This window comes from Roseimaritima sediminicola (assembly GCF_009618275.1).
Lineage (GTDB): Bacteria > Planctomycetota > Planctomycetia > Pirellulales > Pirellulaceae > Roseimaritima > Roseimaritima sediminicola.
On sequence record NZ_WIAD01000041.1, the window covers coordinates 25,219 to 52,035 of the forward strand.

At 63.6% G+C, this 26,817-nt stretch carries 18 protein-coding genes; 10 read left to right on the top strand and 8 right to left on the bottom strand.

The window, feature by feature from the left end; translation table 11 throughout:
- Window positions 1-188 precede the first annotated feature (188 nt).
- The 4 genes from mutL to GE027_RS17115 all read left to right on the top strand — a co-directional run bounded on the left by mutL (window position 189) and on the right by GE027_RS17115 (window position 6,038).
- Window positions 189-2,276 carry a DNA mismatch repair endonuclease MutL gene (gene mutL / locus GE027_RS17100; protein ID WP_153558435.1) on the top strand — a complete coding sequence of 696 codons (2,088 nt, stop codon included), beginning with the start codon at window positions 189-191 and terminating at the stop codon, window positions 2,274-2,276.
- A gap of 358 nt (window positions 2,277-2,634) precedes the next feature.
- Window positions 2,635-3,660, top strand: a complete 1,026-nt coding sequence (locus tag GE027_RS17105; protein ID WP_153558436.1) for a glutamine synthetase beta-grasp domain-containing protein — start codon at window positions 2,635-2,637, stop codon at window positions 3,658-3,660.
- Between the two features lie 200 nt (window positions 3,661-3,860).
- Window positions 3,861-4,853: a serine/threonine-protein kinase gene (locus GE027_RS17110; RefSeq protein ID WP_153558437.1), complete on the top strand. Its 993-nt coding sequence runs from the start codon at window positions 3,861-3,863 to the stop codon at window positions 4,851-4,853.
- A gap of 123 nt (window positions 4,854-4,976) precedes the next feature.
- Window positions 4,977-6,038, top strand: a complete 1,062-nt coding sequence (locus GE027_RS17115) for a transporter (RefSeq protein WP_315852921.1) — start codon at window positions 4,977-4,979, stop codon at window positions 6,036-6,038.
- A gap of 214 nt (window positions 6,039-6,252) precedes the next feature.
- On the opposite strand, the gene GE027_RS17120 is transcribed toward GE027_RS17115, so the two are convergent.
- From GE027_RS17120 to metG, 4 genes are all read right to left on the bottom strand, one after another.
- Complete coding sequence (locus GE027_RS17120; RefSeq protein WP_153558438.1) at window positions 6,253-8,694, bottom strand: tetratricopeptide repeat protein; 2,442 nt, start codon at window positions 8,692-8,694, stop codon at window positions 6,253-6,255.
- A 570-nt stretch (window positions 8,695-9,264) separates the two neighbouring features.
- Window positions 9,265-10,086: a hypothetical protein gene (locus GE027_RS17125; RefSeq protein ID WP_153558439.1), complete on the bottom strand. Its 822-nt coding sequence runs from the start codon at window positions 10,084-10,086 to the stop codon at window positions 9,265-9,267.
- A 194-nt stretch (window positions 10,087-10,280) separates the two neighbouring features.
- Window positions 10,281-10,673: a hypothetical protein gene (locus tag GE027_RS17130; RefSeq protein WP_153558440.1), complete on the bottom strand. Its 393-nt coding sequence runs from the start codon at window positions 10,671-10,673 to the stop codon at window positions 10,281-10,283.
- Window positions 10,674-11,285: 612 nt separating this feature from the next.
- Window positions 11,286-13,322, bottom strand: coding sequence for a methionine--tRNA ligase (metG, locus tag GE027_RS17135; protein WP_153558441.1), 2,037 nt, complete (start codon window positions 13,320-13,322; stop codon window positions 11,286-11,288).
- A gap of 365 nt (window positions 13,323-13,687) precedes the next feature.
- Here metG and GE027_RS17140 point away from each other — a divergent pair, with 365 nt between their 5' ends.
- Entirely contained in the window at window positions 13,688-14,947 is a 1,260-nt protein-coding gene (locus tag GE027_RS17140) for a trypsin-like peptidase domain-containing protein (protein ID WP_237607608.1), read from the top strand.
- Window positions 14,948-15,428: 481 nt separating this feature from the next.
- Here GE027_RS17140 and GE027_RS17145 read toward each other — a convergent pair whose 3' ends face one another.
- From GE027_RS17145 to GE027_RS17155, 3 genes are all read right to left on the bottom strand, one after another.
- Window positions 15,429-17,003 carry a sulfatase gene (locus tag GE027_RS17145; protein WP_153558443.1) on the bottom strand — a complete coding sequence of 525 codons (1,575 nt, stop codon included), beginning with the start codon at window positions 17,001-17,003 and terminating at the stop codon, window positions 15,429-15,431.
- A gap of 141 nt (window positions 17,004-17,144) precedes the next feature.
- Window positions 17,145-18,221, bottom strand: a complete 1,077-nt coding sequence (locus GE027_RS17150; protein WP_153558444.1) for a hypothetical protein — start codon at window positions 18,219-18,221, stop codon at window positions 17,145-17,147.
- A complete protein-coding gene (locus tag GE027_RS17155) occupies window positions 18,218-19,258 on the bottom strand; it encodes a vWA domain-containing protein (protein ID WP_237607609.1) in 1,041 nt (346 codons plus the stop codon). The genes GE027_RS17150 and GE027_RS17155 overlap by 4 nt, the downstream gene beginning before the upstream one ends.
- 234 nt (window positions 19,259-19,492) lie before the next feature.
- On the opposite strand from GE027_RS17155, the gene GE027_RS17160 reads away from it, so the two are divergent.
- From GE027_RS17160 to GE027_RS17180, 5 genes are all read left to right on the top strand, one after another.
- Window positions 19,493-21,247: an AAA family ATPase gene (locus GE027_RS17160; RefSeq protein ID WP_153558445.1), complete on the top strand. Its 1,755-nt coding sequence runs from the start codon at window positions 19,493-19,495 to the stop codon at window positions 21,245-21,247.
- A 152-nt stretch (window positions 21,248-21,399) separates the two neighbouring features.
- A complete protein-coding gene (locus GE027_RS17165; protein WP_153558446.1) occupies window positions 21,400-21,888 on the top strand; it encodes an RNA polymerase sigma factor in 489 nt (162 codons plus the stop codon).
- Window positions 21,889-21,892: 4 nt separating this feature from the next.
- On the top strand, window positions 21,893-22,633 hold the full coding sequence (locus tag GE027_RS17170; RefSeq protein ID WP_153558447.1) for a hypothetical protein: 741 nt from the start codon (window positions 21,893-21,895) through the stop codon (window positions 22,631-22,633).
- Window positions 22,634-22,635: 2 nt separating this feature from the next.
- A complete protein-coding gene (locus tag GE027_RS17175; RefSeq protein WP_153558448.1) occupies window positions 22,636-24,150 on the top strand; it encodes a hypothetical protein in 1,515 nt (504 codons plus the stop codon).
- 61 nt (window positions 24,151-24,211) lie between these two features.
- On the top strand, window positions 24,212-25,729 hold the full coding sequence (locus GE027_RS17180) for a DUF1559 family PulG-like putative transporter (protein ID WP_153558449.1): 1,518 nt from the start codon (window positions 24,212-24,214) through the stop codon (window positions 25,727-25,729).
- 49 nt (window positions 25,730-25,778) lie between these two features.
- Here GE027_RS17180 and GE027_RS17185 read toward each other — a convergent pair whose 3' ends face one another.
- Window positions 25,779-26,678, bottom strand: coding sequence for an alpha/beta hydrolase (locus tag GE027_RS17185; protein ID WP_153558450.1), 900 nt, complete (start codon window positions 26,676-26,678; stop codon window positions 25,779-25,781).
- Window positions 26,679-26,817: the final 139 nt, after the last annotated feature.

Below are 26,817 nucleotides of genomic sequence, written 5' to 3' on the forward strand. Positions count from 1 at the left end.
CTGGCAGACCACAGGCTGGAAGCCTATGCCACTGAGGGGCTGGCAGACCACAGGCTGGAAGCCTATGCCACTAGGGGCTGGCAGACCACAGGCTGGAAGCCTATGCCACTGGGGCTGGAAGCCTATGCGACTGAGGCGATTTATACCGCGCGGTTGCTCCTCCTCGGCCGTGCCCTACACTAAAGGGCATGCCTACCATCCGCCAATTGCCGCCCAATCTGATCAACCAAATCGCCGCCGGCGAAGTCATCGAGCGCCCGGCTTCGGTCGTCAAAGAGCTGCTGGAAAACAGTGTCGACGCCGGGGCTCAGCGAATCGAGTTGACGATCGAAAAGGGAGGCACCGAACGGATTCGCGTCAGCGACGACGGCTGCGGCATCGATCCCGAACAATTAATTCTGGCGGTGACCAGTCACGCCACCAGCAAACTGCCCGACGACGAGTCGCTGTTTCATGTGGGCACGCTGGGGTTTCGCGGCGAAGCCTTGGCCTCGATCGCCTCGGTCTCACACATGCTCGTCCGCAGCCGCACGGCCGAAGCCGGCGAGGGTGCGGAGCTGCGGGTCCGGGGCGGCGTGATCGATCCGGTAGCGCCGTGCGGGTGCCCCTGCGGGACGTCGATCGAAATCCGCAACCTGTTCTTCAACACGCCGGTTCGCCGCAAGTTCCTGCGCACGCCGCAGACCGAACGCGGGCACATCGTCGAAGCCTTCACACGGCTGGCGCTGGCCAACCCGCGGATTCACATGGTCCTGACCAACGGCGACAAGGTCGTGTACGACCTGCCGCCGACGGAGCGTTGGGTCGACCGCATCGAAGCCTTCTTCGGTGGCGAGGTGTCCGAATCGTTGATTCCGCTGGACAGCGACGACGGACAAATTCGCATCTCCGGTTACGCCTGCGATCCGGCGGTCAGCCGCGGCAACAACCGCATGCAGTACCTGTTTTTGAACGGCCGTTTCATCCGCGACCGCGCCCTGCAGCACGCCCTGGGCGAAGCCTACCGTGGACTGTTGATGGTGGGCCGCTTTCCGGTCAGCTTTCTGCGGGTGACGATCCCACCGGAGATGGTCGATGTGAACGTCCATCCCTGCAAACTGGAAGTCCGGTTCACCGACGGCGGACGCATCTACAGCCGCGTGCTGCAGACGTTGCGGCACCGCTTCCTGTCGACCGATATGACGATGCGCGTCGGCCCGGCGGAATCATCGGCCCAGGCGAGCGGTCAAGCAGCGGCTTCCGGCTCGAGCGGCTCGGCAGCGTCGCCGAACGAAGCGTCCAGCCCGGCCGAACCGGTGGGCAGTGTGCTGGGCATGTCGCCGGCGCAGGAAGCGTCGCAGCGGCAGAGCGTCATCGACTGGGCCCGCACCGGATCGACTTCGCCCTCTCTGCCGGCCAACCTAACCGGCGTGGCTCCCTTCAGGCCGTTTCCCGGCTCGAGCGGTTCGGCGGCGATGAACATCGCTCCGGCCGCCGACCATCACGCCCCTTCCATCTCGCCCGGCACCGCGCCCGCTGACTCCGCCTCGCCCTGGCAGCAGACCACCGGCGACGCGGAGCCCCAAAGCGCCCCCGGCGACATGGCCGCCCCCGGCGATATGGCCGCCCCCGGCGATATGGCCGGCCCCGGCGAGGCCGCGACCGATCCCGGTCCGGCGACCGGCCCGCTGGGCGGAGCAATCAGCCACCTGGGCTTTCAAGTGCACAACCGCTATCTGGTCACGCAGGACCAGCGCGGGATGGTCGTCGTCGACCAACATGCGCTGCACGAGCGGATTTTGTACGAACGCATTCGCGAGAAAGTCTTGGGCGAGGGCATCGAGACCCAGCGGTTGCTGGTTCCCGAACCGGTCTCGCTGACGCCGGCCGAACAGACCGCCGCGTTGGACGCCAAGGAAGTGCTCGGCCGAGTCGGGATCGAGATCGAACCGTTTGGGGGCGACACAGTTTTGGTCCAGTCCTATCCGGCGATGCTGGCCAACCTGAGTCCCGGCGAGGTGCTGCGTCAATCGCTCGAATCGATCATCGCTGCCGGCAAGGACCCGGAGATCCGCGACCTGCTGGACCATCTGCTGCACACGATCGCCTGCAAGGCTGCGATCAAAGCCGGCGATCGCCTGGCCGCCGAAGAGATCACCAGCTTGCTCGAGCAACGCGACCTGTACCAAGACACGCATCACTGCCCCCATGGCCGCCCAACCGCCTTGTTCTTCAGCCGTGACGAACTGGACCGCATGTTCGGCCGACTGGGGCCGCGCGGCCGGGCCGGCTCCTGAGCCAGAGCCGCCCTCCGCTGTGCGAAGGGCGAAACCATCCCCGGGGGCCGGCGTCCGCGTTCGCTCGCAGGCCGAAAGCCTAGGCCACCCCCTTACGGACCGTTTCGCCGCACTAATGGCCCGCAGCGCCGCTTTACGGCCTTTAAATTACCGCCATCTTTTCATGGACCGCAGTTTAGCGTATTCTAATTGACGAGCCGGCGAGTCATGCCGCCCATCCTGGAGGCAAACGGGAAGGGAACCGTGGCACGACTTCTGGCTGGATTAGGATTCACGTGGTTCCGTTTTCCGCGAAGCCGGATGCGTGAAATTTGTTCAGGACGAGACTGTTTCCACTTGAGTAACCTGGGAATCCGTGATGACGAAGAGCAAGTTAGAGTACATCTGGCTCGACGGCTATCAGCCGACTCAAACCCTGCGTAGCAAGACGAAAGTCGTCAACGACTTCAGCGGCAAATTGGAAGATGCCGAGATGTGGTCATTCGACGGCTCGTCGACGCAACAGGCCGCTGGCAACTCCAGCGATTGCCTGCTGAAACCCGTCGCCTGTTACCCCGATCCGGGTCGTCTGGGCGACGCCTACCTGATTATGTGCGAAGTGCTGAACAGCGACGGCACGCCGCACCGCACCAATGGCCGTTCGACGATTCTGGACGACGACGACGATTTCTGGTTCGGCTTCGAACAGGAATACACGATCTGGAACCCGGACACCAACAAGCCCATCGGTTTTCCGGCCGAAGGCTTTCCCGCCCCGCAAGGTCCTTACTACTGCAGCGTCGGATCGGGCAAAGCGATCGGACGGGAGATTGTCGAGGAGCACCTCGAGCTGTGCCTGCAGGCCGGCATCAACGTCGAAGGCATCAACGCCGAAGTGATGATGGGCCAGTGGGAGTTCCAGGTGTTCGCCAAAGGCGCCAAACAGGCCGGCGACGAAGTCTGGCTCGCCCGCTACCTGCTCGAGCGCATCGCCGAAGCCCACAGCGTCTCGATCAACTGGCACTGCAAACCGGTTCAGGGCGACTGGAACGGCAGCGGCATGCACGCCAACTTCTCCAACAGCCTGCTGCGAACCTGCGGCAGCAAAGAAGTTTACGAACAGGTCTGCAGCGCCTTCCAGCCGCGGATCCAGGAACACATCGATGTGTACGGTGCCGACAACGACCAACGCTTGACCGGTCTGCACGAAACGCAGTCGATCGACAAGTTCAGCTATGGCGTTTCCGACCGCGGTGCTTCGATCCGCATCCCGATCGCGACGGTCGAAGGCGGCTGGAAAGGTTGGTTGGAAGACCGCCGCCCGGCCTCCAACGCCGACCCCTACATGGTCGCCTCGGCGATCATCAACACGGTTCGCGGCGCCAAGGTCAACGCTCCCGCCTAAGACCCGGCAAACCCAATCGATTCCGCACCCCGTCCAAGCTCGGTCTTGGACGGGGTGTTTTTTTTGGGGATACCACCCGGTCTGACGAACACCGCCCGGATGCGGGGACCGGCGGCGCGGCAGCCCGATCATGGTATAACTGACCTCTCAGTCTGCCCCGGTAGTTTTTTCGTGATGCTTGTCGCTGAAATCGGAACGCGATGCCTTTTTCACACCCTTCAGAGATCATCCTCTCCTCGACCGACCCCGATCTGCCGGATCCTATTCCGCCGGGGCTGGCGCGGTACCGTAACTTTCGCGAGATGGCCCGCGGTGGCAATGCGCTGCTGCGCAGCTGTATCGATACGGTGGTGGGACGGACCGTGGCGCTGAAGACGTTGTTGCCCGAAGCTCGTCGCGATCGCAACGAACGACGACGCTTTCTTCGCGAAGCCCGCGTCACGGCCCAGCTCCAGCATCCCAATACGGTGCCGGTGTACGAGATCGGCGACGATCCGGAAGAGGGTCTGTTCTTTACGATGAAACGGATCTCCGGCGAAAACTTCTTCGAGGTCCTCAAGCGAGTGGCCCGCAATGACCCGGCGACCCTGGAAATGTATCCGGTCCGCGAGCGGATCGAGATCGTGATTAATATCTGCCAAGCTTTGGCCTACGCCCACCTCCGCGGCGTCATCCACCGCGATGTCAAACCCGAGAACATCTGGGTCGGCAACTTCGGCGAAGCCATCCTGCTGGACTGGGGCGTGGCCAAGGTGTGGGGCCACGCCGACGATAACCCGGCGATCGGCTCCAGCGTGTTGGTCGGCACCGAACACAAAAACCAGGCTCAAACCAACCAACTGCAAACCCTGACCAACCAGGGCATGCGTCCGGGCACGCCGCTGTACATGTCACCCGAACAGGTGCAGGGCAATCGCACGATCGACGAGCGTACCGACATCTTCAGTGTCGGTGTGGTGTTGTATGAGATGCTGACGTTGTGCGAGCCGTTCAAAGGCCGCACGATCGACGAAACGTTCGACAACATCCGCCGCAAGGACCTGCCACCGCCCAGCCAGCGCGGCACCCGCGACGATGTTCCGCCGGAAGTCGATGAGGTGGTCCTGAAAGCGATCGCCAAGAATCCCAACGATCGTTACACGCACATGCGCGATTTGGTCGAGGCCCTGCAGGGGGTAACGGCGAAGCTGTAACGGCTGTAACAGCCTGTACGGGGTCCCCGGGGCTGCTCGCTCCGCCGCCGCCGCGTTGGCGTACAGCCGCCGCGGGTGTGATGCCGATAGCGTTCCTGTCCGTCCCCCTGGAAAGGAACTGTCTTGAAGATCTCCCGCTCGACTCTCACCGCCGTCCTGTCGTTGGTCCTTTGCTCCGCCGTCGCCACCGCGGACGATGCCCGCCGCAGCTTGGCCGACAAACACGCCCCGGCAGGCATCATGGGCGACCACCTGCACGAGCAAGGCGAGTGGATGGTCGAGTACCGGTACATGAATATGTACATGGAAGACAACCGCATCGGCGAGTCGCGGCTCTCCGATCAAGAAGCCATCGGGCCGCCCGGACCGCCCCCGGGAATCGTCGTCGACGGCATCCGCACCAATGCCGGAGCGGCACCCACGCAGATGACGATGGAGATGCACATGATGCATCTGATGTACGGCGCCTCGGACGACGTCACGCTTTACACGATGGTGATGTTGCCCAGTTTGACGATGGATCACATCCGCGGGGACATGGCCGGTCCGATGCGCGGCACGGACTTCACCACGCACAACAGCGGTTTCGGAGACACGGCCTTCGGAGCCCTGATCCGACTGCATAGCAACGACTGCCACGACCTGATCTTCAACCTCGGCTGCAGCGTTCCCACCGGCGACATCTATCGCGAGACATCCATCCCCAGTGGCGGGGCGGTCTCCCAGCCGCTGCCCTATCCGATGCGGCTGGGCAGCGGCACGTTCAATGCCCGTCCCGGGCTGACCTACAAACGCTACCGCGACTGGTGGTCGGGCGGCATCCAGTTCCAGACCGATCTGCCAATCGGCAAGAATTACCGCGGTTACAGCGTCAGCAACGAGTTCCGTTTGAACTCCTGGACCAGCGTGCTGCTGAAGGACTACTGGGCGGTGTCGCTGCGTGGCGAGCACCTCTGGCGGACCTCCTACGACGGAGCCGATCCGGCGACTCCCGACACGATGATCGCCACCAACGTCGAATCCTTTCGTGGCGGTTACTGGTACAACATCGGCATCGGGACGCAGTTGAACCTAAAGGGCTACTACCTGAATGCCGAGATCGTGCCGACGATCGCACAGGACCTGGACGGCCTGCAGCTGGAGACGGATTTCTCGGTCATCGCCAGCATCTCCAAAGCCTGGTAGTGGGCAGTAGCAGTGGCAGTGGCTTCCAGCCTGTGAATGTTCCTCCACAGGCTGGAAGCCTATGCCACGCTCTCCACAGGCTGGAAGCCTATGCCACATTCTCCACAGGCTGGAAGCCTATGCCACATTCTTCACAGGCTGGAAGCCTATGCCACATTCTTCACAGGCTGGAAGCCTATGCCACATTCTTCACAGGCTGGAAGCCCGTGCCACGTTACTCGAGGACCCGTTGGTAACGGGCGACCGTTTCGGGGTCGCTGGGGCGGCGAGTCAACAGGACGTAGCGGGCGATCTTCGCCGCCTCCGTGCGGTCGCCCATCGCCAGGTGCAAACCGATGGTCGCCAGCTTGGCGTCGTGCCAAGCCGGATCGCCCTGGGGCAAGCCAGCCGCGATTCGCGTCCAGTACTCGATCGCGCGACTCTTGCCGGCACGCTCTTCGGCTTCGCCCAACACCTCGGCGGCGCGGCGGATAACCTGCAAATCGTCGGGCGACTCAGCGATTCTTCTCTGCCACAGGGCGTCCGCTTGCTGCCACTGTCCGGTCCAAACCAGCGCTCGGCTGCGCAGCTCCGCGAGCCTCGTCGGCTGGCCCACGGCCGGCGACTGTGCGTCCGATGGCGAATCGGCAAACGCATCGAGCAGTCGCAGGATGCCTTGCCCCAGCCGTCTCCGTTGGCCGGCTTCGGTTTGTCCATCGGCCAGCAAGCGACGCACGGCATCCAGCGTGTTTTGCCGGCCGTCCTCGTCGGTTCCCAGTTCGCCCTGGCCGGGAAGCAGCGTCGCGGGATCGAGGCCGTTGCGGCGAAAGCGATACAGGGCGGCGATCGCCGGATCGCCCGTATCCATTACGCTTTCCAGCGAGGCGTTACGGAGCGTCGAAAGGTCGGCAAACAGGGTGATCAAGCGGGCGGCCGCAGCTTGACTGGCGGCAACGACCGGCGGTTCATCCACCTGGGTGACCGCGGTCCTGAACGAACGCACGGCCTCGGCCAAAAGCGCTGCGTCGTACGCGTTCTCTCGCAGTGCGGTCTGCCAAAGGCGTGCAGCACGGCGGATGGTTTCCACCGAAGCGGTCGCTCCGCCGGACAACCGCCAACGCGCGGCCGCCGCGTGCTGGCGGCCAGCTTCCAACAAACGCACCAACCAGTCGATGGCGGTCGACGCCTGCGGGCTGTCGGGCCAGGTACGCACCGTCTGCTGCAACAACTGCCGCAGGCGTCCGTCGTCCGAGGAAGCGGTTTTCTGCATGCCTTGGGCGACCAGATAAGCGGCCTGCAGGTGCGCCGCCGGTGCTTTGGCATGACCAGGATGACGCTGTGAAACGCGCTGCAGGATGTCGGCCGCCTGGGACCAACTGTCGCTGGAACCGATGCGTGCCAAGACGGCCGCGGCTTGGGTGGCGTACTTGAGTGCGGCGGCGGCCTCCGTTTCGGCTTCGGCGGCCTGAACCAACAGTGCCGCCGCGGCCGACAGGTTTCCGCTGCGCAGCTCCTGGCCTGCCTTGGCTGCCAACAACCGCGAATCACCTTGGTCGCCGCGCACCCGTACCACGCGCAGGGTTTTCGCCTCGGCGCGGCGCCGCGCATACACGCCATGCTGTCGCTCGATCACGTCCAACCAATCGGCCAACGCATCCAGATCGGGATCGGCCGGGCCATCATCGCTGGTCGACGCCGGTTTGGTTCGCAGCAGGTAGTCCAGCCGCACCAGCTGCAGCTCCAGCGGCGCGGCCACCGCACTGGGATCGGCGCCGAAATAACCTCGCAGCAGCTGGTCGGCCGCCTGCAGATCACCGGCGGCCAGCAGCGCTTCGATTCGCAAGGCGAGCAACGCCGCCGACTCTGCCGTGCCCGCCGCAGCCGCCGCATCGGCAGACAACCACTGCAGTGCGTCCTCGGAGCGTCCCATCGCGATCAACGCCTCGGCGCGAATCCGCCTTGCCTGTTGATGGGCCGAGGAATCGGGCGACGTCTGCGACAACACCTCGCGGGCTTCGCGCTCCGCTTCGGTCGCCGACGCGATTCGGCTTTCACTCTCCGGTGCAAACAACCGTCCGCGCCACAGCAACGTCTGCAAGCGTTGCTGGCGGATCGTCTGCAGCAGATCGCGGAGCTCGGGCCGGGTGGCCGGCGTTTGCTGGTCGATACGATCGCCGACCGCCTGCCAGCGGCGCAGCGCGTCCGCGGCGTACTGCAGGCCGCGCTGTTGGATCGCCGGTTCGTCGGGCGTGACGGCCAACTGCAGGGCGGCGTGCTGGACGGTGGCCAACTGGACGATGCCCAGCTGGACCTTCAACCAATCGGCCCGGGCATGATCCGGGTAGGCCTGCAGCAGACGCTCGATCGGTTGGCGGGCGGCTTCGGCCAGCGCCTCGGTCCACTGCGTGCTGAGTCGCAGTCGAGCCGCTCGGACCGAGGACCAGCGGATGGCCCAGCGTGCGGCGGCGTCGGAGGAGAGATCGGTCGCCGCGAACCGTCGGGCGCAAATCGTCTCGGCGGAGTCCAGCATTTCCGCATCGACCAGCGCCGAAATCAAATCGGCCTGCCAGTCAGCCGAGCGCCGCCCCGGCAGCTCGGCAGCCGCCGCGACAGAGCCGAGCGGGACCAACACCAGAGTCAGCAGCAGGAACCCAACCGACACGCAACGATAGAACATGGAAAATCCAAAATCCCCCTTCCGGGGCCACGACTCAACTCTTGGGCTCGCTCCACAACGCCTCCCGGCGCCGCAACGGCCTGTCGATTTAATGAGCCGTTTAGGCGCTAGCCTCGGTTTCGTCACCACAGAACCGGGGCTATCGCCCAAACGGCTCACATCAGCAATGCGTTTTCGAATAAATCGACAGGCCGTCAATGGTCATGATAACAAAAAACGGCTGGTGCAATTCCGAGATTATTCTTCCGGCATCGCGCTACCGTCGGGCGTAGAGGGCTGTCCATCGATCTTCACCCTCCCGGGAGCTTCAAAACCCTCCCGGGAGCGTCAAAGGGATGGCGGCGGGATACCCTCGGGCTCCAGCCGCCGCAGCGGCGAAAGCTTCTTGCCGGTGGTGAACGGCCTGTCGATTCATTGAGCCGTTTAGGCGCTAGCCTCGGTTTCGTCACCACAGAACCGGGGCTATCGCCCAAACGGCTCACCTAAGCAATGCGTTTCGAAAAAATCGACGAGCCGTCGCGCCGCCGCCGATTCTCCAAGCGCCTTTGAGATAGAGACTCGGCCGCCCCCTTAATAGGGTCGTGCGACGGCGGCCGTGGCTTCGCCCAAGTCCAGGTTGTCAAAGTCCAATCCGTCCAGGCCGCCAGGCGACTCGGCGTCCGGCGACGTCGGCGTGGGTGCAGGCTGGTCGCCCGGCGTGCCTGCCGACGGCACCGATGCCTCGGGACCCGCCCCATCTGCCGGCTCGTCGACCGATTCACCGACCACCTGTTCGACCACGGCCCGCGGGATCGCGCTGACGTTGACCACCTTCAGATTGTTGGCTTCGTTGCATTCGAGCAATTGATCGTAGCTGTCGATGGCGACGACCAACTTCTGCCAGCACAACACCTGTTCGCCGGCGCGTCCCATCGACAGGGCGGCGGCCGGCAGGACGATTTGAAACTCGGCCGTTTGGCCCGCACATATCTTTTCGACTCGGTGCACCGTCGTCGGGCACAGCGGATGGATTCGGTGCAGGACCGCGACCAGCGAGATGCGGAAGTCGCAGACATCGCGGCCGCTGTTGTTTCGCACTGCGACGGCGACCGTGGGCCCGCAGTCGACGCCGCCTGCGTTGACCAGCGTGATCGAGATCAGTTCCAGATCGCCGATCTCGTCGTGCGGCACGACGGCCGGCCCGTAGGCCGTCCCGCGGATCACTCCGCCACCGCCTTGATAGCCGTCCGAACCGTTGCCATAGCGGAGCAACAAGTCGATGACGTGGTCGCAGGTGCGGCGGGCTCCGAACAGGGCATCGAAATCGTTTTGGGCGCGGGCTGGGGCCGAGGACCCCATCAGGACGCCCAGAAGAACCAGGGCGGCGAAAGTTGAGTTCCAGTAAAGTCGCATCGTTGTTTCTCCCGAGGGATGGTGTTCGTGTTTGAGATCGCTGAAGGGTCTACAAAAAAGGCCCGATGCCTGGGACCAAGGCATCGGGCCGAGCGTGTTGAAGAGCGGGGTCGAGGGCTGCCTAGGCGACCAGCCTGCGAGGGAAGCCCACTTGCCGACCGGTCGCCCTGCAACCGAAGCGCGAGCCGAGTGGATTAGTAGCAACCCCAGTAGCTGTGGTACACCGGCGTGTAGTAGGTGGTGTAGTACGTGTGGTGGTGGTACAGCGGGCGGTAGTAGGTGTAGGTGCGGTAGCAGTGCACGTGGCTGTACCGCGGGTAGTAGTAGCGGCTGTAGCCGTGGTAGCCGATGCGGCGGAAGCAGGCCTCCAGGGCCTGGTCTTCGTCCTGCCCGGCGGCGTCGGCCAACTGGTCGACGTCCAAATCATCCAGATCAAACTCCTGGACATTGATGTCGGCATCGGAGATGGCCAGGGTGTCGGTCGCCGCCAGTTCATTGAACAAGTCGTTCTCGTCGGCGTGGACGCTGCAAGCGAGAACCATCGCGGGGACGATCGCCAGAACCAGATTTTTCAGCAACTTCTTCATCGTTTCGATCCTTGTGTTGACAGCGTTTTCAGGGGGGAGAAAGCGGTGCTGTCGAAGGTCGCTTTCTCGTGAACGTCAGGTCGTTACGTAGAGAAGCGAAGGGATCGAAGATGCGTTACAGAGAAAAAATCATTTCTTCTAACGACAGAGGTTGCCAAACGGAAAAAGACATCGCCCCGGCCGGGGGAGACTCTTCAAAAACTAATTTTCCAGCACTTTCGATAGAGTCTCCCTAGTATTTCCCGACGCTATCGGAATCTGTTCCTACGAACGTTTACCCCCCTCTCCCCGCCGGTTTGGGCAAGTGGAGCTTGCCCAGGCCGGCGGGGAGAGGGGCTGGGGGTGAGGGGTCTCAGGCGCAACTGCTTGTAACTTGGCTTCGTGTAGATTTGCCGCGTCCCGTATCACTAACCAGTATCCAAAGACGAAGGCGCCGCGTGGCGATCCCCCTCACCCCCGGCCCCTCTCCCCCGAATCCTGACTCGCTTAGGCTCGCCAGAATTCGGGGGAGAGGGGAGAAAACGATTTCGTGTGTTTGAAGAGTCTCCAGAGGGAGGGTGAAGAGATATGTCGATACCAATCCCCTTGAGAGGTCAATAACCAACTGACCAATCAATGCACGCGTTGTCCGGGCTGGGCACCATCGTCGATGCCCAGCAGGAAGACTTCGCTCTTGCCCGGGCCGGCCGCGGCGACCATGCCTTCGCTGAGGCCGAACCGCATCTTTCGCGGCTTGAGGTTGGCGACCATCACCACCATGCGACCGACCAGTTGCTCGGGTTCGTAGGCGGCCTTGATGCCGGCGAACACCTGCCGGCGTTCTTCCCCGCCCAGGCTCAAGGTCAACTTCAACAGTTTGTTGGCTTCGGGCACATGCTCGGCCGCCACGACGCGGGCGACGCGCAGATCGACTTTGGCGAAATCATCGATCGTGATTTCCTCGGCCAGCGGTTCGTCCTTCAGCGGTTGATCGCTGTCGGCAAACGCGGGGGTCGATTCTTCGGGCGTGTCCTGTTCTTTACTGTCTTCGATCATCTGTTGTAGGTCCTCGATTTGCACACGTTTCAGCATGTGCTTGAAAGGGGCGACGGGCGTGCCGACCAGCGGCGTGCGGCTCTGCTGCCACCGCGTGATCGGTTCGCCTAGTAATTCGCCGCACTGCTGCGCCAGACGCGGCAGCACGGGAGCCAAATAGATAGCTAGTTGTCGGAACAGGTTCAGCGCGACGGTGCACACGTCCTGCAGTTCCTGCTGACGCTCGGGGTCTTTGCGCAGCTCCCACGGCCGCGCGTGTTCGACGTAGGGGTTGGCTCGATCGGCCAATTCCATGATCAGCCGCATGGCGCGGGCGTAGTCGCACTCTTCGTAGGCCTCGGCGATTCGGTCCCCGGCTTCGGCTGCTTGGGCGAACAGGCCTCCGTCGTCGGGGTACTCGGGCGAGAGTCCCAGTTTGCCGGCGAACTTGGCCGTTCGGCTGGCCAGGTTGACGACTTTGCCGACCAGATCGCTGTTCACTTTCTCGGCGAATTCCTCCAGCCCCAGGTCCATGTCCTCGACGCGCGGCGTCAGCTTGGTGGCGTAGAAGTATCGCAGGTAGGCCGGGTCCAAACGCTGCAGGTAGGTTTCGGCCGTGACCAGCGTCCCGGTGCTCTTGGACATCTTTTCGCCATCGACGGTCAGAAAGCCGTGGATGTGCACCTTCGTCGGCAGGCTCCAGCCCATCGCCTTCAACATCCCCGGCCAGAACAGGGTGTGAAAGTAGGTGATGTCTTTGCCGATGAAGTGATGGATTTCGGTCTCGTCCGATTGCCACCAATCCTCCAGCGACTCGCCGTTCCGCTGGCACCACTGCTGCGTGCTGGCGACGTAACCGATCGGGGCATCGAACCAGACGTACCAGTAATTGCCGGGCGAATCGGGGATTTCGAAACCAAAGTACGGGGCGGGCCGTGAGATGTCCCAGTCGCGCAGTTCATCCTTCAGAAAGTGACCGGCCAGGTAATTGGCCGTCTCGCTCTGCAGGGCGCCGCTGTTGGCGACCCAGTCGGCGAGAAAGTCGCGCAGCTTCTCCAGCTGGACGAACAGGTGCGGTGCCGACCGCAGCTCCGGCGCGGCTCCACTGAGGGTGCTGCGGGGATCAATTAATTCGGCCGGACGGTACGTGCTGCCGCATTTGCTGCAGTTGTCGCCGGGTTGGTTCGTGGCCTGACACTGGGGACACGTGCCGCGGACAAAGCGGTCGGCCAGAAACGTCTCGGCTTCGGGATCGAACAATTGTTCCACGTCCCGCTGGACGATCAGGTCCTGTTGCCGCAGGGCCTGCCAGAAGCGGGCACACAACTGGCGATTCTCGTCACTGTGGGTGCTGCCGTAGTTGTCGAACTGGATATCAAAAGCGGCAAAGTCACGCTCGTGCGCCTCCTGCATGGCCGCGATCAACGCTTCTTCGCTGCGTCCTTCCTGGCGAGCTCGGATCATGATCGCTGTGCCATGCGTATCGTCGGCGCACACGTACACACAGCGGTTGCCCATCATCTTCTGAAACCGCACCCAAATATCGGTCTGGATGTACTCCACCAGATGGCCGATGTGGATCGGCCCGTTGGCGTAGGGTAGGGCACTGGTAACGAGGATTCGGCGAGGGCTCATACTGGAACGACTTTCGTAACCGATTGAGGGGGCGAAATGCGGTCCGCCGATTGTAAAGAACCAGCGGAAATGCGGAACGGCAGGCAGACTTTAACTTTTCTCGGCAAAATCGCAGAAAAAACCGCGGTCCCTCAACCCCTTTTCTCGCAACGGCTTAGCGCCGGTTGATCGGCCCGACCATCGCCTGCCACCGCGGCATTGATCTTGGCACCGAAGCGGGCCTCGAGCGACTATCCGCCCCGATGGCACGGTTCGGGCATGGATGTTCGAGCCGACCGCGGCCCGAAAGACTCGGGTCGAGATGCAAGCAAGAGAGAATCGTCGCCGACGAATCGGGCGACGCGAAATCCATGGAGGGATGGAACGTGGTACAAGCAACCATGCTGTTGATGTTGTCGGCCGTAACGGCAACGCCCACCGATGCGGTCCTGGTCGAGTTTACCTCGCAGAGTTGTCCGCCGTGCCGGTCGATGCAGCCGGTGATCGCTCGGCTGGAACAGAGCGGCGTTCCGGTCCGCCACGTCGACGTCCACCGCGAACAGGACTTGGCCGTTCGCTACAAGATCCGCAGCACTCCCACGTACGTCGTGATCGCCGATGGCCGCGAACAGGCCCGTCTGGTCGGCGTGCAAAGCCTTCAAAAGCTGCAGGAAACGCTGCGCACCGCAACCACTGCGGAACTGACCCCCACGCGTTCGGTCCAGCCGCCGGCCGCACTGCAGCCCGAAACGCGAATGGCCGCCGTTAGCGGAGGATCCGAAGCGGTGCCTTCGATGAGCGTCGCCAACGCCATCCAAACCGCTCGCGCGGCCACCGTGCGATTGCGAGTCCACGACGACACCGGTTTCGGCGTGGGCACTGGCACAATCATCGACACCCACGGCGAGGAAGCTCTGGTGCTGACCTGCGGCCACCTGTTCCGCGAGAACGGCGGCAAGGGACGCATCGAAGTGGAATTGTTTCACGCCGGCCAAATCAAAACCGTCGCCGGCCAGGTGGTCGATTACGACGCTGACGACCGCGACATCGCCTTGGTGGTGATCAAGCCGGGCATTCCCGTCCAACCGGTCGCCGTGCTGCCGAAAAACGAAACGGTGCGAACCGGACAAGCCGTGTTCAGTTTCGGCTGCGACCGCGGCGACGACCCCAGCCGCCGCGACAGCCGGATCACGGGCGTCGACAAGTACGACCAGAACAAGGGCGCCTCGAACATCGAAATCGCCGGCGCCCCGATCGACGGCCGCAGCGGTGGCGGCCTGTTCGATCAACAAGGCCGTTTGATCGCCGTATGCAACGCCGCCGACCACCAGGGCGACGTGGGCATCTACACCGGCCCGCGCTCGATCTACTGGCAACTGGATCGCGTCCAACTGGCCAACCTGTACAAAGGCGGAGGCGCCCCAGCGGTCGCCGCCACAACCACCCCTAAAACGGCTCCGGCCGCCACCGCGGCCCCGCCCACGCGATTGGCCAGCCTGGGCGGAACCGCCGCAGCGGGCACGCAAACCGCCGCCGGCAGCGATCGTCAAGTGATCGTGATCGTCCGCGAAGGCGACCAGCACCGCATGGTCACCTTCGACCAACCGCCCGCCGAACTCGAGCAACTGCTGCAAAACGCCCGCTAACGGGGAGGTTGTTAGTTGTTAGTTGTTGGTTGAGGGTTGAGGGGCAGCAACCACCGAGAGTCGATTGCAAATTGCAAAATCTCTGACTCCGGCGGAATCGATGTATGGACAAAAACGTTTTCTCCCCTCTCCCCCAAATCCTGGCGAGCCTAAGCGAGCCAGGATTTGGGGGAGAGGGGTCGAGGGTGAGGGGGAATTGCAGCGCAGGCTCGTCAGTGCCGCGCCTCGATACGGTACGCGGCAGGAAGATCCGGTGCAACGCGTCAGCTATTTGCACTCGAGCCCCCTCACCCCCGGCCCCTCTCCCACCACCGCTTCACTCGCTGACGCTCGCGGCGCCGCGGGGGAGAGGGGAGAAAACTTCCTTTCCTATACATAGAATCCGCTAGAGTCAGCAAATCTCAAATCTCAAATCTGAGATCTCAAATCTGACTTCCCCCAAACTCTGGCGAGTTCAGCTACGGGCTACGGCTCGCGTCTTCTACGACGGATCCCGCGGCAGGCTTCCCCACCAAGTGGGATTGGGCTGGAAGTCCGCTTCCAGATACCGGGCGTGCTGACGTTCCAGCCTCGGCAGCAGACGCTCCCGAATGTGTTGCTGTTGCTGCCGCTTGGCTTCGGCGTCGAAACGCGTATCGGCAACGGGGATTGCCGCACCGACCTCGTTTAAATACGCGTCCAAAGCCGCTCGCAGACTTCCGCTCAGCGCCGCATGCTCGGCCGCCACATCGTGCTGCTCGGCGGGGTCTTCGGCCAGGTTGTACAGCTCGTCGCGGCCGTCCTCGTAGTAGTGGATCAGTTTCCAGTCGCCGCGGCGGATGATCGACGAGGGGTCGCCGCCCTGATTGCCATAGTGCGGGTAGTGCCAGAACAGCGGCCGCGCCGGCAATGTCCCGCCACCGAGCACCGGCACGAGGCTCTCGCCGTCCTGGTGCTGTTCGGGGCGCAGCGGTAATCCGGCCAGCTCGAGCAGCGTGGGATAGAAGTCGGCGCCGGTAACGGGCACGTCGCTGGTGCTGCCCGGCTCGGTCACGCCGGGCGCGCGGACGTAGAACGGTTCGCGGATCCCGCCTTCCCACTGCCGGCCCTTGCCACCGCGCAGCGGCAGATTGCTGGTGCTGTACGCGTCGCCGCTGGAGACGCCGCCGTTGTCGGAGGTGAACACGACGATGGTGTTTTCCTCCAGCCCCAGCTCATCCAGTGCCTTCGTCACGCGGCCGACTGCCGCATCCATCGATTCAATCATCCCGGCATAGATCGGGCAATCTTGGACCTGTCGCACGGGCAGAGTGCGATCGATCTCGAAGCGCTCGCCTTCCTCCGCGCGGCCCTGGCCTTTGCAGCGATACTTCTCCCACAGCGGCTCGGTGGTCTGAATCGGGCCGTGCACGCTGTAGAAAGACAGGTAAGCAAAGAATGGTCCTTCCTGTCGGTTGTGCGTGCGGCGAATAAAGTCCACTGTCTCGTCGGCCAATCGCAGCGGCAGCGATTCGCCGCGGGGACCGTCCTCCATCTTCGGGTTCTTGAACGGCGCGAAGAAGCCGCCGGGCGGGCTGCCGCGATGATGGCCGCCGACGTTCTCGTCGAACCCATGATCCTCGGGAAACGAACCCTCGCCGCCCAGATGCCATTTGCCGGCAAAGAACGTTCGGTAACCGGCCTCGCGAAGCGCCTCGGCCAACGTCACGTCCTCGGCGGCCAGCTGGCGTCGGTACTCGGCCGGTTCGATGCGATCGTTGCGTTTCCAGTTCTTGCCGGTCGCCGCGCCGATCCAATCGGTGATGCCGTGCCGAGCGGGAAACTGGCCGTTTAGGATGCTAGCCCGCGAAGGACTGCAGACCTGGCAGGTCGCGTAGCCCTGCGTGAATCGCATCCCGCTGGCCGCCAGTCGATCGATGTGCGGGCTTTCGTAATACGTCGATCCCTCGCAACTGAGGTCCTTCAAGCCGAGGTCATCGGCAAGAATAAAGACGATGTTCGGGCGAGTGGGCGAATCGGCCGCGGCGAGCAAGCCAGGCGACAGCAGGCCAGCAAGAAACAAGCTCGCGGCAATCATGCGGGGCCTGAACATGGGTCGTGTTAAAGCGAACAAAGCAGCACATCCTTAAACAAGTAACGAAGTGGCATCGCGGTCCATAGTAGCTCGGCTGCCCCAGCCGAGAGCATCGCGGTTCACGGCTGGGACAGCCGTGCTACTTTAACGTTGCAGACGAGCGGCTTCGTCGCTGCGGCCTTGTTGTTTAAGCAGCTGGGCGGCGACGCGGCGGGCTCTTTGGGCGGCCGGGTGATCGGGGTCGGGCGAGAGCATTGCGACGGCCAACCAGTACTCCAGGGCCGCCTCGGTTTCGCCGGCGGTCTGCAGCCTTTCAGCGATCGCCGCCCAGGGGCCGCTCGTCACCGCCGGCGGCATCGCTTCGCATTTCTCCTGCCAACGCGAGGCGGATTGTTTCGTCTCGACCGGCGTGGCCGTTCGCCACAGCTGGGCATCGGCCAGTTTCGCTACGATCGGTCGCGTGCCATCGCCGGCCAAATCTTCCAGCGTTCGCCGTGCCGCAGCCGCTTCGCTGGTGGACAATAACGCACTGGCAGCGGCCAGACGCAGCAGCGGCTGGGGTGCGTCCAGTCGAGCTTTCGCGGCGGCGATGAGGCCCGCGTCACGGGACCGGCCCGACCACACGATCGGCAGCTGACCCACCAGAACCGCGGGCAGATCGCCGCGATCCAGTTGCGCGATCAACTCGAACGCGGCCGGGTAGCGTCCCGCTTCGAACGCGGCCACGGCCAACCGCACCGACAGGGCTTCCTGCTGCCACGATCGTGGACGTTTTTTAATGGCCGCCAACATCTTGGCGATCGCTTCGGCCAACTGGCCCTCGGCGTAGGCCCTCGCGCCGGCCCGAGCGTCCGCGTCGCTCCAGTGCGGCAGCACCCAGACCACGGCTTCGCTGCGCAGCGCCGTCACGTCCTGTCCGCCGGCGGACTGAATCTGCAGATGTTTCTCGTTCCAGTTCTGGATCGATCCGGTAACCACCTGCAGCGGCCGATTTCGCCAATCGCGATGCTCCGCTTCGCTGCCGGCCGCGGCATTTTCTGCCGGCAGGTACGCCACGCGATCTTGTCCACTGGCGCCCTCTTCGGCAGCCCTCGCGACGATTGCCGGCCAGCACACGGCGATGCCGAGCACCACGGTGCCGAAGCGTCCAAGACGGCTCCACCGAGCACCGCGACACAAACCGGATTGAACGAGCGGAGGAGTCGCGATGCGGGTCATCATTGTGGTTCCGTATCCCACGCGCCATCGGCGCGAAACTGACGTACATCCAAGTAACGATACTGGCCGCCGTTGTCCGCCGCCAACTCGCGCAAAAAACTGTCGTCCGGCGCCGCCGGTTCGGCTCCGAATTCGATCGCGTGAATCGTGGTTCCGGCCCGCTCGGCGCGCGCCCGGATCTCGCGCAATTGGCGCCCCGTCAAGCGTGGGATCCGGGCATCGGTCAAAAAGAAGATCACGTCGGGTCCCATCCGCAGGGCCATCTTCAGCGCCGCTTCGTGCTCGGTGCCGCCAAACGCGGTCATGTTGCGAACGAAGTCCTCGGCGCGTTTGCGCATCACCTCGCTGCCCTCGAACATCCGCGCCGTGCTTCCCGTCGGCACGAAGGGCTGCGAGCGATTGTTGTAGAACACGATTTGAAACTGTTGTTGTTCGGTCAACGTTCGCAGGCTCTTGATCAATTCGATCTTGGCCGCTTGCAAAGGCCGACCACTGTGTCCGTTCATGCTGTCGCTGCGATCGAACACGTAGATAAAGCGAGAACCGGTTCCCGAGACGCCGAAGACCTTTGTCGTCGTCGGTTTGGATCCGCCATCGCCCAGCGGGTCGGTACCGGGCAGGGCCGTGTCGCTGCCCTGGAGCGCGTCGCCGGTGGTTCCCACCGATCCCGGCATCGGCGTCTCACTCAGCTCGGCCAGCACGCCCTCCAGATCCAGCGGCGCGTCGAGGTCCGCGGGCGGTGCGGCCGCGGCCATCGCCGCCGCTTGGTCGTTGGCCTCGCCCTCGACCGCCTCCTGCACCTGCAGGTCGGGCGGTGTGGTGTACTGGGTGCGGTCGGGCAGGGCTTCGACGATCGCAATCCCCACCGGCCGATCCGGCTCCTGCTCGGTGCCCCCGCGCGTGGTCGCCAGCAGGATCGCGCCGCTGGTCATCAACACCACGTGCAGCAACACCGACATCAGCCACGCCGGGAAGGCACGCCGGGGCGTCGAGGGGTAGGGCGTGGGCCCGGCGCTGTGAGCGGGATCGAGCGAAGACACAGGCAACAAGGGTTGTGCGAGAAGACGATGAATCGCGCAGCCGAACAGCGGCGTCGCTGCTTCCATGCTGGCATGCATTGCCGATTCCGGCAAGGCTTTGCGTGCCGAACAACACTCTGCCCGGCAGCGAATCAGTCCTTCGAGACTAGCTTCGTGGCTGCTGCAAAGGACTCTACGCTCTACAATGCGACCTGACTGCCGATAACGCTCTGAAACCGTTCTGGAGGCCCAGGCGTGGCTGACCCCTCTTCCGACGCACGCATCATCGAATCCACCCGACTGTATCGCGAAGCCCTGCAGGCGACCGAGCAGCTGTACGCCGAAAGCGGTCAATTGCTGCGCGGCAGCTACGGTTGGTTGTCCGACGGCAATCCGGCCGACATCGCGGCGATCGCCGACCAGATGAACGACCTGCACCACGGCCTGGTGATGAAAGTCTTTGCCAGCTCCTTGGCCGATCCCCAGAACCGCACGCTCCAGCAACGTCAACTGGGCCGCGTCCTGCTGTCGCATCTGTGGAACGAACCGGTCATCGGCCATCGTTTGAACGAGGCCATGGACTGGTTGATCGGAGAAGCGGAAAAGTTTCGCTGGAGCGATCTGGTCAGACCGTTCGCCGAATTGCCGCCGCTGAGAGATCGCTGGGGCGAAGTCAATGCGTTGATTACGCGGATGATCAACCTGGTATCGAAGGTGGATGGCGACTTCAGCGCGGCCGACGCCGGTCGTTTGCAAGCGGTCCAGGAGGAACTGGATCGCCTCGGCGGCAGCGACCCCCAGCCGCTGGCCGCCGCCCCCGAAGCCTCTCGCGATGCACTGCGTTGGATCCGCCAGGAAGCCGCTCGCCTGCGCAGCGGCGCGTCCACGGTCGAGCGGCAGGATTCTGCCGCGACAGGCCCCCAGCAAGAACAACCGCTGCCGCCGCGTTCCATCGCCGGATCGGCAACCCCGCCGGTCGACCAGAAACCCACGCCCGAGGATTCGCGCAGCCCCGAAGAGCGCCTTTCCGACGCGATGGCAAAACTCGATCGCTTGATCGGCTTGGACGCCATCAAAGAACAGATCCAGACGCTGACGAACTTCTTAAAGATGGAAGCTCGGCGCCGCGAGGCAGGCCTGCCCACGACGACCCCCAGTCTGCACATGGCCTTTGTGGGCAATCCCGGAACCGGCAAAACCACGGTCGCTCGCATCATCGCCGAAATCTTCGGGGCGCTGGGCGTGTTGCCCCAAGGCCAATTGGTCGAAACCGACCGCAGCGGGCTGGTGGCGGAGTACGCGGGTCAGACGGGCCCCAAAACCAATGCCAAGATCGATGAAGCGCTCGGCGGCGTGTTGTTCGTCGACGAAGCCTACACGTTGATCGACCGCAGCGGCCAAGATCAATACGGTCGCGAAGCCGTCCAGACGCTGCTGAAACGCATGGAGGACCAACGCGACGAATTGGTCGTGATCCTGGCGGGGTATCCGCAGGAGATGGAGACGATGATCCGCAGCAATCCCGGGCTGTCCTCACGCGTCGGCACGACCATGCATTTCGACGACTACACTCCCTCGCAGCTGGGCCGCATCTTTGAATTGATCGCGGGCCACGCCCAGTACACATTGCCCACCGAAGCTCGGCGGCGGTTGCTGCACGGGTTTGCGTACCTGTACGCCGGTCGTGATCGTCACTTCGGCAACGGTCGCTGCGCCCGCAACAGCTTTGAACGCAGCGTCCGCCGGCTGGCCAATCGCCTGGCCGGTTACAAAGAGGTTGACCGCGAATTACTGACCACGCTCGAAGGCGAAGACATCGAAGTCGCCGGAGTGACGATCGAGCACCTGGCGGCAATGAGCGACGACACGCTGCACCTGCGCGTGCCGTGCCCGGAGTGCGAAGCGGAGACGACGATCGAAGATCACCAGCTGGGCAGCGAAATCCGTTGCGAGCACTGCGAGCACGCGTTCCCCGCCCAGTGGGGCGAACCCACCGCCAGTGTGACCTAACAGTGGCATAGGCTTCCAGCCTGTGAACAAACGGCTCAATCAATTTTTGCTTTCGTGTGCAACAAGCGGCCGTTCGTGGCATCCTTGGGGTAGCTGTTGGCAGGACTGGCACCTGCCGACCGGCCCTGAACCTCCGCTTTTGAGTCTCCTCGGTGATCGATCCAGCGACCCTAACCCGGCTGTGGCGCGAGCACGCGGATCGTCTTGTGATGATCGCGCGGGCCACCGGTGAGGGTGCCGAGGATGCCGTGCAGGAAGCCTTTGTGGCGCTCGCCCAGCAGTCCGAATTGCCCGACGACCCGTTGGCCTGGCTGGTGCGGACCACGCGCAACCAGATCCTTTCGAGCTGGCGAGGGCGACTGCGACGTCGAGCCCGCGAGCGAGCGGTCGCACTGACGCGAAATTGGTTCACCGGATCGTCCGAATACCACGAACAAAAGTTAGACGGCCAGGAAGTGACCTCTTGGCTGGGAGAACTGGACGAGGACTTGCGCAGCGTGATCGTGATGCACCTGTGGGCAGGCATGACGTTTCGTCAAATCGCCGACGTCCTGGACTGTTCGGCCGCCACCGCCAACCGCCGCTACCAGCGCGCACTCAGCGCCTTGCAGCAACGTGCCCATCAAAAACAACCTGGGTAAAACCATGTCGAACCAACCAAACTTCGAACAACAGCTCTCGGCGCTGCAGCCGGCGGCCAGCGAAACCGACCCCGCCGTGGCCATGTATCGCTGTGGATTCGCTGCCGGCCAAGCGGCCGCGGCCAAACCGTCGCGGGCCGGACGCGAGAGCCTGCGATTGCTGGCGGCCGCCTGTGTGACCGCTGTGCTGGTCGGTCCCCTGGCGTATCGCTGGGGCGACCGCCCGGCACGGCCCTCGCCGGCGCCGCTGGTGGCGGCGACTGAGTCGCCGGTCGTGGACCCGCCGCAACCGGACGCGATGCCGGTCCCAAGTCCGCAAGCCGAAGGCCTGCCAAATATGCCGCAAGACACCAACCGGCGCGTCGCCCGGGTGGAACCGGACGTGGCGTCGCGTCCGCCCGCCCTGCGTTCATCGCCCGCCCCGCGCCAACCGCCCACCTCGGTGCTGGGGCTGGCCCTGGATCCGGTGGCGGCGGTTAACGGCTGGCTGACGCCACCGGCCCAGCGATCGGTCGTGGCCACACGGCTGACCTCGCGCCCGCCGTCGGCCGACACGATCGAGGACCTGCAACGCTGGAATCCTCCGCGGGCCCAGCACCGGCACCCAAGCCGTTCGCTCCCTCAGGCCCCCGAACCGCCCGCAGGGACACGCGAAACGTCCGAGGACCCGCTCGATCGAACCCCGTTTCCGCTCACTCCCTTACCGTCCCGTCGATCACTCGATTCCTGGCAATCCTGGATGTAATCATGACTTATCGACTTTTTCTATTGCTGACGTTGGCAGCCTGTTTTGTGGTTTGTGAACCACTCCGGGTTCATGCTCAGATCCAAGCCCTGCAACAGGAGACGCCGTCAGAACCGGAGCCGCCCGAGCCGCCGGTGTGGACGCTGCATCCCGCGGCCGAACCCAGTCCGGCGCTGGACGTACGCTTCTGGCCCGATCGCATGGAGATGGTCCCAGGCAACGCGTTCGTACCGTTCCAACGAGCCGTCATCACGTTGCTGGAACAGCGGGCTGCCAGCGGTCGCGGTGCGGACAACTCGCTGGACGCGTTCTACTCCAACTACGAAACCTGGATGGAGGGTCCGCTGGACGAGATGCCGACCGAAGACGTCCAAAAATACCTGGACGACAAAGGCACGGTGATGCGCGAGGTGCACCGAGCTGTCCGCATGCAGAATTCCCGGTACGAACTCGGTGTCGATCAACTGCGCGGTATGGAAACCATTCAGTTAGGCCTTCCGGAAATCCAGAACATGCGAGAGTTGGCTCGATTGTTGGCCTTGGAATCACGCCTCGCCCTGGCCGAAGGACGCTACGACGACGCGATCGAATCGATGCGAGTGGGTTTTCGGTTGGGCGAAGCCAGCGGCGGGGCAGCGGACCTGCTGGTTGCGCGACTGGTCGGTATCGCCATCAGCGCGATGATGCTGGGCCAGGCAGAGCAGCTGATGCAGATGCCCGACGGACCGAACCTCTACTGGGCGCTGGCCAGCTTACCTGAATCGATCTACAGCCTTGATTCGGCCATGCAATTCGAAGCCTCGTTGATCACTCGAGTGTTTCCCACCTTGAACGATTTGCCGGAAGGAGCCACCAACACGGTCTGGCGAGAGCACTTGGTCGAGATGATCGACCAGGTTCGGGCTTTGAATGAATGGGGGTCTAGTCCTGAGCCGGCGATCAGTAGCTTGGCCGCCGGCGGTCTCGTGATCGCTCTGACCGAACCGGCTCGCCAACAGTTGATCGCCAGCGGCAGAAGCGAAGAAACCGTGCGAGCGATGAGCCCCAGTGAAGCGATATTGCGAGCGACGGCTGACCAAATCGCCGTGATCCAAGACGAGTTCTTTAAATGGACGCTGCTGCCCGAATCGATTCGTGCCGACTACTTGGACCGCACCGAGAAGGCGATCGTCTTCGACAACCGAGCTGGAGGCCTGCGTTTCGGAACCCTCGGGGCGATCTTAGCCGGCCAGCTGATGCCCGCGATTCGAGCGGCCAATTCGGCAAGTTTGCGAATGCAACAAACCATCGCTCGGATGGCCACGGTCGAAGCGATCCGCGACTACGCCGCCACGCACGGCCAATTGCCGGAGTCGCTGGACGACCTGCAGAACCTGCCGGCGTGGCCGGATCCGGTTGCTGGAGGCCCCTTCGGTTACGAACGCCGGTCGCCAACCGAAGCTCAGCTGACCTCCCGCCCTGCTCGCCAGGGCGCCCCTGACACCACCATCATTCTCCAGCTGCAAACTCAGCAATGATCGTCTCCTGCACTGCTTTTTCCTTCGCCTACGCCCCTTTTCGCCAACGAGGTTGACCTCCATGCCTTTGCTTCGCACCTCACGACTCTGCGTCCTTTTCGCTGCCCTGAGCCTGTTCCTGTGGACCGGCGTGACCCGCGGGGAAACGCCCGATCGTTTCCCACCCAAGGTCGTGTTGTCGGACACGCTGCTGGCCGCACATTTGGACCTGGACGAGATCGACGCGTCCGCCCTCGAACAGATCCTGTCTCAGGTTGCGGCGGGACAAAAGTTGTCGAGCACCGCCGGGCCACTTTGGAAAGTCCTGCGGGACGCCGGAGCGGACCACGTGTTCGTCAGCGTTCACGGACGAGCACTACTGCAGGGAGCGGCCTGCGTGCGGATCGAATGTGAGGACACGGCCGAAGTCAGCTCCTTCCTGGATGCCATGTTCCAGCCCGGCAACTTTCCCTTCGAGTTCGCAGTCCTGCGCGTCGAGGGTGCGGTGATCGTTTGCCCGGCCAGCTTGCGAGACATCTACAGCGAGGACGCTCAGGCCGTGCCCGACCCGCAGCGGCCGGAGTTCGATCGTGGGCTGGCCGCGATGAGCCAGTTCGCGCATCAGGCGGTGCTCAGCCTGCCCGATGATATCCGGCAGGAGGTGATCGCGATGTGGCCGGAGAACTTGGGCGAGAACGATCAGACCGGCATCTCGCCGCGGAGCTGGATGGCCTCGGCCCGGTCGGTCCAGATCGGCTGGGACCTGCCGCCGCAAGCCGCCTTCGAAATCCGCGTGCAGGCTGCGGACGCCGACGCGGCCGCCGTCAACGAGGCTCAGTGGGAGAATCTGCTGAAGCTGGTGCCGGCCCAGATGCCGCGTCCGGAGATCACGGTCGACGACGCCACCGTGGTGGTCAAAGCCGACCGCGAAAAACTGCAGAACCTGATCGAGAGCATGCTTCGACCAGCACGCCAGAACGCTCGCCGAATGCAAACGGTAAACAACCTCAAGCAATTAGCCTTGGGCATGCACAATTTCCACGAAACGTACAAATCCTTTCCCGGCCGACATACCGTCGACGAGCAAGGCCGACCGCTGCTGTCCTGGCGAGTCGCCCTGCTACCCTTCGTCGATCAGATTGAGTTGTATAGGTCCTTCAAACTAGACGAGCCATGGGACAGCGAGCACAACCGCCGGCTGATCGAGAAAATGCCTTCGGTGTTTAAGGTCATGAGCGACGAAGCACCGAATGACGAATTGCCCGCCGGCCACAGCCGTATTCGCCTGCCCGCGCTGGCAGGAAGCATGTGGCATGGCGACGGCCCGCCGCGAACCATTCGAGACGTGACCGACGGGACCAGCAACACAATTATGATCGGCACCGCGCCTCAGTCGGCCGCCGTCCCGTGGACCAAACCCGACGCCTGGCAGTTGGACGGCGAACAGCTGAACGCCCAGTTCTTCGGCGATCAGGAGCAAGCCATCGTCGGCTTCGCGGATGGTTCGGTCCGCCTCCTGTCACCGACCATCGAAGCGGCCGTCTTGAAAGCACTCCTAACCATGGCCGGCCGAGAAGTGATCCCGCAAGACGCGTTCTAAGCAACGCGATTAACTATTAGCCGCCGGGCGCTAGCCCGCGGTTCCTGTTTTACTCCCCCGACAACAACCCCGACGCGACCATCCAGTCGCGGCACAACCGTGGCCAACCGGCAACCGGATCGCCGGTCGGGCGCATGCCGTAACCGTGACCGCCGTTGCGATACACGTGCAGCTCGCACGGCACACCGGCGGCCTTCATCGCGATCATCAGTTCCGCGCTGCCGACGGCTCGATCGGCATCGTCAAACGTGATCGCGATGAAAGCGGGCGGGAAGTTTTCATCGACCTTGACCGCGGCATTGAGCCCTTGCGATTCCTTATCCAGCAAGTAAGCCGGATAGATCGGGATGATGAACTGCACGGCCGCGCTCTCCCGATCGATCGCATCGCGGGGCGAGGCAACCGAAGCGTCGCCGTGCACGCCGGTCATGACGGTCAGGTGACCGCCGGCGGAGAACCCCAGCATGCCGATTCGATTCGGATCGATATTCCATTTCTCTGCGTTCGCCCGAACCGTACGGACGGCCCGCTGCGCATCCAGCAGCGGCACCTGATGAACCTCGGTGTCGCCGCGACGCGGCACCCGGTACTTCAGCAGTACGGCGGTAACGCCGATCGAATTCAGCCACTCGCAGATCTCGGTGCCTTCGTGGTTGTAAGCCAGGATGTGGTAACCGCCGCCGGGAGCCACGATGACGGCGGTGCGAAGAGGATCCTGTTTCTCGGGCCGGTACACGGTGATCATCGGCGTGGAGACATCGGTCAGCCGCACGATCGGGGTCGGTTTTTCGTCGCGTTCGGGCAGCGTCCGCTCGGGCCCCAACTCGGCGGTTTCCCCCGGAGCGTCTCCGTCCCATAGCCGCATCGATTCCGGCTCGGCAGCACCGGCCGGCGGCAACAGTAAACAGCTGACAAGGCAAGCAAGAGAAACGGCAAGGAGGGTACGCATGGTGAGGTCTCACAGGAGGAAACAGGACGAATTGCTCGGACCAGTCTACCCGGACGAGCAACGGGTTGCAGTAAACCTTCGTCGCACTTCTCCTTGAAGCGGGGCGAGCTTAGCGCAGAAGCGGCCACACCCACCCCAT

Excerpts from the sequence above, each read along its gene's own strand:
- mutL (WP_153558435.1), top strand. The coding sequence starts at position 189 with ATGCCTACCATCCGCCAATTGCCGCCCAATCTGATCAACCAAATCGCC.
- GE027_RS17105 (WP_153558436.1), top strand. The coding sequence starts at position 2,635 with ATGACGAAGAGCAAGTTAGAGTACATCTGGCTCGACGGCTATCAGCCG.
- GE027_RS17110 (WP_153558437.1), top strand. The coding sequence starts at position 3,861 with ATGCCTTTTTCACACCCTTCAGAGATCATCCTCTCCTCGACCGACCCC.
- GE027_RS17120 (WP_153558438.1), bottom strand. The coding sequence starts at position 8,694 with ATGTTCTATCGTTGCGTGTCGGTTGGGTTCCTGCTGCTGACTCTGGTG.
- GE027_RS17125 (WP_153558439.1), bottom strand. The coding sequence starts at position 10,086 with ATGCGACTTTACTGGAACTCAACTTTCGCCGCCCTGGTTCTTCTGGGC.
- GE027_RS17130 (WP_153558440.1), bottom strand. The coding sequence starts at position 10,673 with ATGAAGAAGTTGCTGAAAAATCTGGTTCTGGCGATCGTCCCCGCGATG.
- metG (WP_153558441.1), bottom strand. The coding sequence starts at position 13,322 with ATGAGCCCTCGCCGAATCCTCGTTACCAGTGCCCTACCCTACGCCAAC.
- GE027_RS17145 (WP_153558443.1), bottom strand. The coding sequence starts at position 17,003 with ATGATTGCCGCGAGCTTGTTTCTTGCTGGCCTGCTGTCGCCTGGCTTG.
- GE027_RS17150 (WP_153558444.1), bottom strand. The coding sequence starts at position 18,221 with ATGATGACCCGCATCGCGACTCCTCCGCTCGTTCAATCCGGTTTGTGT.
- GE027_RS17170 (WP_153558447.1), top strand. The coding sequence starts at position 21,893 with ATGTCGAACCAACCAAACTTCGAACAACAGCTCTCGGCGCTGCAGCCG.
- GE027_RS17175 (WP_153558448.1), top strand. The coding sequence starts at position 22,636 with ATGACTTATCGACTTTTTCTATTGCTGACGTTGGCAGCCTGTTTTGTG.
- GE027_RS17180 (WP_153558449.1), top strand. The coding sequence starts at position 24,212 with ATGCCTTTGCTTCGCACCTCACGACTCTGCGTCCTTTTCGCTGCCCTG.
- GE027_RS17185 (WP_153558450.1), bottom strand. The coding sequence starts at position 26,678 with ATGCGTACCCTCCTTGCCGTTTCTCTTGCTTGCCTTGTCAGCTGTTTA.